The organism is Halorubrum sp. Boch-26, from assembly GCF_029889805.1.
Taxonomy (GTDB): domain Archaea; phylum Halobacteriota; class Halobacteria; order Halobacteriales; family Haloferacaceae; genus Halorubrum.
Genome location: NZ_JARANT010000115.1, coordinates 1 through 7,342 on the forward strand (window position 1 = coordinate 1; position 7,342 = coordinate 7,342).

The 7,342-nt window shown below is 70.0% G+C and carries 7 protein-coding genes and 2 pseudogenes; 4 read left to right on the forward strand and 5 right to left on the reverse strand.

Going from position 1 to position 7,342, the window contains the following annotated elements; genetic code table 11:
- Window positions 1–857 (reverse strand): site-2 protease family protein (locus OQF71_RS13070; protein WP_280588197.1); only part of this gene is annotated, 857 nt, incomplete at its 3' end.
- 163 nt (window positions 858–1,020) lie between these two features.
- Between OQF71_RS13070 and OQF71_RS13075 the strand changes: the two genes are divergently transcribed.
- Window positions 1,021–1,263, forward strand: a complete 243-nt coding sequence (locus OQF71_RS13075; protein WP_280588198.1) for a hypothetical protein — start codon at window positions 1,021–1,023, stop codon at window positions 1,261–1,263.
- 51 nt (window positions 1,264–1,314) lie between these two features.
- On the opposite strand, the pseudogene OQF71_RS13080 reads toward OQF71_RS13075, so the two are convergent.
- The 3 genes and pseudogenes from OQF71_RS13080 to OQF71_RS13090 form a co-directional block, all read right to left on the reverse strand.
- A pseudogene (locus tag OQF71_RS13080) lies at window positions 1,315–2,993 on the reverse strand (methyl-accepting chemotaxis protein).
- 159 nt (window positions 2,994–3,152) lie between these two features.
- The gene (locus OQF71_RS13085) at window positions 3,153–4,136 is read right to left on the reverse strand and encodes a 5,10-methylenetetrahydromethanopterin reductase (RefSeq protein ID WP_280588199.1); all 984 of its coding nucleotides are present in this window, start codon (window positions 4,134–4,136) and stop codon (window positions 3,153–3,155) included.
- 24 nt (window positions 4,137–4,160) lie between these two features.
- Window positions 4,161–4,919, reverse strand: coding sequence for a coenzyme F420-0:L-glutamate ligase (locus OQF71_RS13090; RefSeq protein WP_280588200.1), 759 nt, complete (start codon window positions 4,917–4,919; stop codon window positions 4,161–4,163).
- 462 nt (window positions 4,920–5,381) lie between these two features.
- Here OQF71_RS13090 and OQF71_RS13095 point away from each other — a divergent pair, with 462 nt between their 5' ends.
- Window positions 5,382–5,885, forward strand: coding sequence for a DUF367 family protein (locus OQF71_RS13095; protein ID WP_280588201.1), 504 nt, complete (start codon window positions 5,382–5,384; stop codon window positions 5,883–5,885).
- A gap of 126 nt (window positions 5,886–6,011) precedes the next feature.
- Window positions 6,012–6,485, forward strand: coding sequence for a redoxin domain-containing protein (locus OQF71_RS13100; protein WP_280588202.1), 474 nt, complete (start codon window positions 6,012–6,014; stop codon window positions 6,483–6,485).
- Between the two features lie 45 nt (window positions 6,486–6,530).
- On the opposite strand, the gene OQF71_RS13105 is transcribed toward OQF71_RS13100, so the two are convergent.
- Window positions 6,531–6,893, reverse strand: coding sequence for a DUF5518 domain-containing protein (locus tag OQF71_RS13105; protein ID WP_280588203.1), 363 nt, complete (start codon window positions 6,891–6,893; stop codon window positions 6,531–6,533).
- 153 nt (window positions 6,894–7,046) lie between these two features.
- On the opposite strand from OQF71_RS13105, the pseudogene OQF71_RS13110 reads away from it, so the two are divergent.
- Window positions 7,047–7,342 (forward strand): annotated as a pseudogene (locus tag OQF71_RS13110) (hypothetical protein); the annotation flags it as partial.

The window sequence follows — 7,342 nt, forward strand, 5'->3', positions numbered from 1 at the left end:
ACCTCGCCCTCGCGCACCCCGCCGCCGCCGGCGGCCGCGACCGTCACCGTGTCACCGGCCTCGGCAAGCGCTGCCTCGAACTCGGCGGCCGTGTCGACCGGGGCGCCGTCGACCTCGACGAGCCGGTCGCCCGCTGCGAGGTCGGCCGCGTCGGCCGGCGATCCGGGAGTCACCTCGCCGACGGCGTAGCCGGGCGCCGGCGAGATCGCGCCGGCGACGGGGCCGAACAGCAAGGCGAACACGAGCACCGTGAGCAGCGTGTTGGCGGTGACGCCGGCCGCGAACATCCGGGCGCGAGCGCCGCGGGACGCCTCTTGCGTCGCCTCCTCGTCGGGCTCGACGAAGGCGCCGACGGGTAAGATTGTGAAGAAGACGAGCCCCATCGAGTCGATGTCGATCCCCTCGACGCGACACAACAGGCCGTGTGCGCCCTCGTGGATGACCATCGCGACCGCGAGCCCGGCGACGATCTCTGGGGCGACCGACAGCGGGAGGAAGTCGTTGACGCCGGGGATGATGAGGAAGTTCTGCGGCTGCTGGATCGCGGAGGGCTGGGCGGTGTTCAGCGCCGAGGCCGCCGAGGAGAGGATCAGGAAGAAGGACCCGACCATCGCGACCAAGGCCCCGCCGAGCCCGAGGTTCGCCAGCCCGCGCCAGAGGCGTCGCGGGGCCGCAAGCCGGTTGAGGAACTGCCGGCCGCGGAGCGTTCGGAGCGTCAGTACCGGGCCGGAGACGCCGACCGACTCCGGGAGCATCCCGCGGTTCCGGAGCCACAGCGCGGCCGCGGAGTAGGCGAGGACACCAGTGAGGACCCACAGGAGCGTGTTCTCGGCGAACAGGTCCATCAGCGCGTTCATTACCGACGTGTCCGTGTCCGTCGGGTGTAAGGCGTTCGGTTACCGGAACCGCCGGCGGGATCGCGGTCCCGTTTCGGGGGATCCGACGCGGCCGTGACCCGTTCCCAGGCGAGGAACGGCCGCGAACTCAACACCCAAGTACCCCGCGGATCAACGGCCACCCATGTTCGCGCTCATCGACTTCGTCTCACGGCTCGTCGGCGACGTCGGCCGCTTCGTCGACGTGTTCCTGAACGACCTCATCCTCGGTGCCGGCGACCCGCTCTCGGCGCTGCTCGTCCTCGTCGGACAGGTCCTCATCGTCGCCTCCGTGGCCGCGCTCGGCTACGCCGCGGTCGGCGCACTCCTCCAAGAGATCGGCGTGACGCTCCCGTCGCTGGGCGGTCGCGGACGGTCGAAGCAGTAGGTCAGCGCCGGTAAAGTGATCGGCGCCGGTAAGGCTGATCGGCGCCGAATATCAGTCGTCGGTCGGACTCGCCCGCGCCCGCGCGGACGATCCCGACTCGGCCGGACGGGGCACCCGCTTGTCGTCGTCCTCCGGTACCTCGAACCCGTCGAGCCGCGCGAACAGCTCGTCGGACCGGTCGGCGAGCGCGTGCGCCCTGTCGGTCACTTCCGAGACGCTCGCGGTCTGTTCCTCCGCCGCGGCGGCGACGGTCTCTGCCTCGGTCGCGGTCTGTCCGCTCACCGCCGAGACGTCTTCGACCATGTCGACGACCTCCTGGGTCGTCCGGGCTTGGTCGTCGGTCGCGTCGCTGATCTCTTGGACCGTTTCGTCGACCGCGGTCACGTCCTCGACGACCTCTTCGAACTCCCGCAGCGTCGACTCGACGGCGCCGACGCCCTCGGACACCTGCGACTCCATCGTCTCGACGTCGGCGGCTGTGTCGGCGGACGCCGCCTGCACCTCGTCGATGCGGTCCGAGATCGCCGCCGCTTCCCCCCGCGTCTCCTCGGCGAGCGACTTCACTTCGTCGGCGACCACCGCGAACCCGTCACCGGAACCGTCGGCCCTGGCGGCCTCGATCGAGGCGTTCAGCGCGAGCAGATTCGTCTCCTCCGCGATCCCGTCGATCACGGCGGCGATCTCGTCGATCTCGTCGATCTTGGCGACAAGCTCTTCGACGGCGGTCGCCGTCTCGCCGATCCGCGATTCGAGCGTCTCCAGCTCTGCGATCGCCTCGGCGGCCTCCTCGCGGCCGGCCCGACCGCGGTCCGCGGCGTTTCGGGCGATCGTCGCCGCGTCGTCCGCCGAGGCCGCGATCTCCTCGACGGTCGCCGAGAGCGTGCTCATCTCCGCGGAGACCTCCTTCAGGTCGTTCGTCTGCTCGCTCGCGCCGTCCGAGATCTCCTGTACCGACCGCGCCACCTCCTCGCTCGCGTCGTCGACCTCGTTCATGCTCGCCCGCACGTCGTCGCTCGCCGTCGCGACGTCGCCGGTGAACGACCGGACTTCGCCGATCGTCCCCCCGAGGGTGACGACGAGGCGGTTGTAGTTGCCGACGAGCTCCTCGTACCGATCGTCGTCGGTGGCGAGCGACTCGGCGTCGATCGTCGCCGTGAGGTCGCCGTCCTGCGCGCGCTCGGCCGCGTCTCCGAACGCGTCGACGACCGATTCGAGCTCGGTCGTGTACGCCGCCATGTTCGCGGCCATCTGTCCAAGGAGTCGCCGAAGCTTCCCGGCACCTCCTCGTCGAGGACCGGGTCGTCGAACTCCCGCGCCGCGAGCGCCTCGGCCTGCGCGGAGACGGTACCGAGGTACCGCTCGACCTCGACGAACGAGTTCACGAGGGATCCGATCTCGTCCGGCTGGTCGCTGCCGGCGAGTCCCGAACCGGGGTCGCCCGCGGATCCGCCCGCTCTCCCCCCGCCGACCGCGTCGATATCGCCCGCCGCGATCGCGTCGGTGCCGGTCTCTAGCTCTTGGATCGGAGCCACGAAGTCGCGGCGCACGATGATCAGCGTGTTGTAGATCGCGACGACGGCACCGAGGAACAGGACGGCGGAGAACGCGTACGAGAGCGTCCCGGAGACCAGAAACGGCGTCAGAAAGACCCCGACGGTGGCGAGGAACTGGATGCTGACGGCCGCGACGACCTTCCGCTCTATCGACTCGGAGATACCCAACCGGTCCATCATTCCCCATAGGAGAGCGTCGTATCGCCCGCGGAGACCTCCGCGCGACTGACGTGGTGTCGACATGCTGGGGACTCGACCGAAGGGGCTTATGAACCTCATCCCTGAGTTATCAGGCGCGATTCTCGGTTCCAGAGCGTTGGGAACGCCGAGGTCAGTTTAAAAAGCCCCGTTCACGGCCTCGGCCGCGAGGTCTACCGCGTCTTCCAGATCCGGACCGAGCGGCGAGCCGACTACCAGCCCGTCGGCGTGCTCCGCGACGGCGCCCGCGCGCTCTCGAACGGTCTCGGGGGTGCCCGCCATGCAGAACGCGTCGATCATCTCGGGAGTCACGCGCTCGAAGGCTGCCGAGAAGTCGCCGGCCGAGACGCGGTCGCCGATCGCGGCGGCCGCGTCCGGGTCGACCCCGTGGCGCTTCAGGACGGGCGGTGCCGCCCCCGCGGCGATGAACGCGACTGGCGGACGGGCGGCCTCGCGGGCCGCGTCCTCGTCCTCGTCGATCGAGACCGCGGCGTACGCGACGAGATCGAAGTCGCCGCGGCGATCGGGCCGGTCGGCGAGCCCGTCGTCGACCTGCTCCCGGGCCCACGCGAGGTCCTTCGGATGCGAGCCGTTGTACAGTAGGCCGTCGGCGTGTTTCGCGGCCATTCGGCACATGTGCGGTCCCTCGCCGCCGACGTGGACCGGAATCGCGGCGCCCTGCGGGGGCTCGTAGTTGAGCCCCGCCTCGCTGGCGTCGAAGGTCCCGTCGTGGTCGACGCGCTCGCCGGCCCACAGCCGCTGGGCGGTCTTGAACGCCTCCAAGACGGGGCGGAGCCCGCGCTCGTCGGCGAGCCCGAGGTTCGCGAGCGTGGAGGGGTCGCCGGGGCCGAGGCCGAAGACGGCCCGCCCCTCCGACAGCTCGTCGAGGGTGGCGACCTTCGAGGCGAGGGTCACGGGGTGGGTCTCGTAGGGGTTGGCGACGCCCGGACCGAGCCGGACAGAGTCCGTGGCGGTCGCGAGCTGCGAGAGGAACGCCCACGGGTCGCGGTTGTTGTAGTGACACGTCGAGTAGACGGCGTCGTAGCCGGCGTCCTCGGCGCGGACGCCGAGGTCGACGAGGCGGTGCAGGTCGTGTTCGGGGGTGAGTTCGATGCCGAGCATGTCAGGTGTCCTCGTAGCTCCGGGTCAGTGGTCCTCGTAGCTCCAGTCGCGCAGCGCCTGCCGGACGAAGTCGCCCGCGACCTCGCGGAAGTGGCTGTCCGAGCCCTCGTGGTCGCCGAACGTCCAGTCGCGGACGACGACGACCGGGGTGCCGCCGTCGCCCTCGCCGGCGACGAGGTTCGCCGCCGCCGCGAGCTCGTCGATGACGTTCTGGACGGTGACGCCCATCTCGCGGCCGTCGCGGTCGCGCTCGCCGCGCCAGTCGCGGCTCGCCGGCATCCCGGCCCAGCCGATCGCGACGCCGCGCTGGCCGTGGCGGAACGGGCGCCCGCAGGTGTCGCTGACGACCACCCGGTCGGCCGCGAGCCCCTCGCGGATCCGCTCCGCGCTCTCGGAGGGGCGCTCCGGAAGCAGCAGTAGGTCACCGTCGGGGACGTTCGACCGATCGATCCCGGCGTTGACGCCGATGTGGCCGAAACGCGTCGCCGTCAGGAGGAACGGCGCCTCCATGATGAGCTCCGTCGACTCCTCGATGACGGCCTGTGCGAAGCGCGGGTCCTTCTCCTCGCCCGAGAGCTCCGCGAGCCGGTCGGCGACCTCGTTCGCGCGCGGCCCGGCCGGAAAGTCGGAGAGGTCGAACGTCCGTCCCTCGGCCTTGGAGACGACGGTGCTGGCGACGACGACGACGTCGTCCTCGCGGAGGTCGACGCGCTCGCCGATCATGGCCGCGAGGTCGTCTCCCTCCCGGATCTCCGGGAGGTCCGGGACGGCGAACAGCTCCATACGGACTCCTGCGGGGCGACGAGGAAAAACCCCGCCGGTACCGGGCCGGTTTGACGGTATTCGGGACACCTCGCGGAGCGGGGAGACCGCGACGGCGAATTCGTCTCCCGTCGTGTCTTTACAAACCAGCCTAACGTCCAGTTGAAAGCGTATTTAGAAAATTTATAAGCAAATTCAGAGATAGTAAGCAAACACATATTAGGAAATATGCGGAATAATGATTTTTTCAGCCGAACTCATTTACGTGGTCGGCCACGAGCACTGACCGCGATGAGTGAATCCACAACCGAAGTCGAATCGGAGCCGATCGGGACGCAAACGCGCGTCCCGTCGGAAAGCGACGACCGCGACCCGTTCGTGACGCGGACTCGCGCCCCGTGATCGGGCGGGAACGGCCGCCGCGACATTTTTTCGCCTCGTCCCGTCCGCACGGCTTATAGGCGGCTCCCGCGAACGCCGGGTGTGGACCTGCACGTCCGGTACGAGGGCGACGACGACCCCGACAAGTGCACGGCCCGGAAGCTCGCGCGTTTCGACCTCGCCGAGCTGCACCGCTCGGACCGCGCCACGCCGTACGGCGTCGTCCTCAATCCGCACGCCGAGCGCGCGCTCTCGCCCGCCGACGCCGACCTCGCCCGCGAGAACGCGCTCGTCGCGCTGGACTGCTCGTGGGAGTCGGCCGAGGAGAAGATGTTCAGTCTCCCCGGCGAACACCGCGCGCTCCCGTACCTCGTCGCCGGGAACCCCGTGAACTTCGGCCGGCCGATGCGGCTCACGACGGTGGAGGCGTTCGCGGCCGCGCTCGCGATCCTCGGCGAGTCCGACCACGCGGAGCGAGTCATGGCGAAGTTCACCTGGGGCGAGACGTTCCTCGACCTCAACGAGGAGCCGCTCCGGCGGTACGCCGACTGCGAGGACTCGGCCGAAATCGTCGTGATTCAGCAGGAGTACCTCGACCGGGAGTAGCGCGTCAACCGCGCGCGGCCGCGGCTCGGGACGCTCGCTGCCGACCCGCGACGCGGTCGACGCGGATACCGGATCCGAACGGGGGTGCGGCAAGCCTTTTGGACGAATCGCTCGTATCGCAGAGCGATGGTTTCGACCGGTGACACCGCACCCGACATCTCAGCGACGATCGGCACGAGCGACCACGAACCGTTCGAGCTTGACGACCACCTCGGCGACGGCCCGGTCGTGCTCGCCTTCTTCCCCGGCGCGTTCACGCCGCCCTGTACGAACGAGATGGTGGCGTTCCAAGAGCGCGCCGCCGCCTTCGAGGCGGCCGGCGCGACGGTCTTCGGGATCAGCGCCGACTCCCCGTTCTCGCAGGGCGCGTTCCGCGAGGAACACGGGATCGAGTTCGACCTCGTGAGCGACATGGGCGGCGACGCGATCCGGGCGTACGACCTCGAGATCGACATCGCCGAACTCGGCCTCTACGGCATCGCCAATCGCGCCGTCTTCGTGCTCGACGAGGCGGGCGAGGTCGTCTACGACTGGGTCGCCGAGGACCCGACGAACGAGCCCGACTACGAGGCCGTACTTGACGCGGCGCAGTCCGCCTGAACGCCGGTGACCGCGCCGCCGTTCGCTCCGCTCCTATTTATCCCGTCAGTCGCCGAGCACGCCGCCGATCGCGCCCGCCAGCGCCGAGTCGATCGCGAACAGGAGCGTCAGAAACAGGCCGACGACGAGGATCCCCGCGCCCCCGAGGAGGCTCCCGACCGGCCCGCCGGCGAGCCCGACGAGCCCGCCGAACGCAGCTAAGAGGAGGGTGACGACGACCCCGCTCACGGAGCCCGCGAGCAGGCCGTGCCACGACCCCGAGAGGAGCCCGCCGCCGGCGACGTAGCCGGCGACGAACCCGCCGATCAGGCCGGCGCCGATGTGCCCGATCACCGGGGCGAACGTCGCGAGCAGTCCCGCGATCAGCATCACGACGAACCCGTAGCCGACGGCGCGCCAGTCAGTCATACGCCCCCGTATCCGGTCGCGGGGTAAATACTCGCCGGCGCATCGGTTCGGATCGCGAACACTCCGATGCGACTGAGACCGAGGCGACGACGCCCCATCTACCGACCGATGCGACGGCCGGAATTTAAGCCGTCACCACGCCAACAGGCGGCTATGCCCTCCGAACCCGACGCGTCGACCGACCAGGTACGATTGTCGGCCGACCGGGAGCGCGACGCGGACTCCGGGATCGATGCGGACGCCGATATCGACGCGAGTCCCGAGGTCTCCTCGGCCACGCCCCTCAACCTCGACGCCGATTCCGACACGGCCCCGCTTGAGTGGGGGCCCGTCCGCTTCGAGCGCCTGCGGTCGCTGGCGTTGGGCGCTGGCGTGACCGCCGGCGGGCTCGTCCTCGCGGCCCTGCTGTTCCTCGGTGTCGGGGTCGGCGTCTCGCAGCAGGGGGGCGG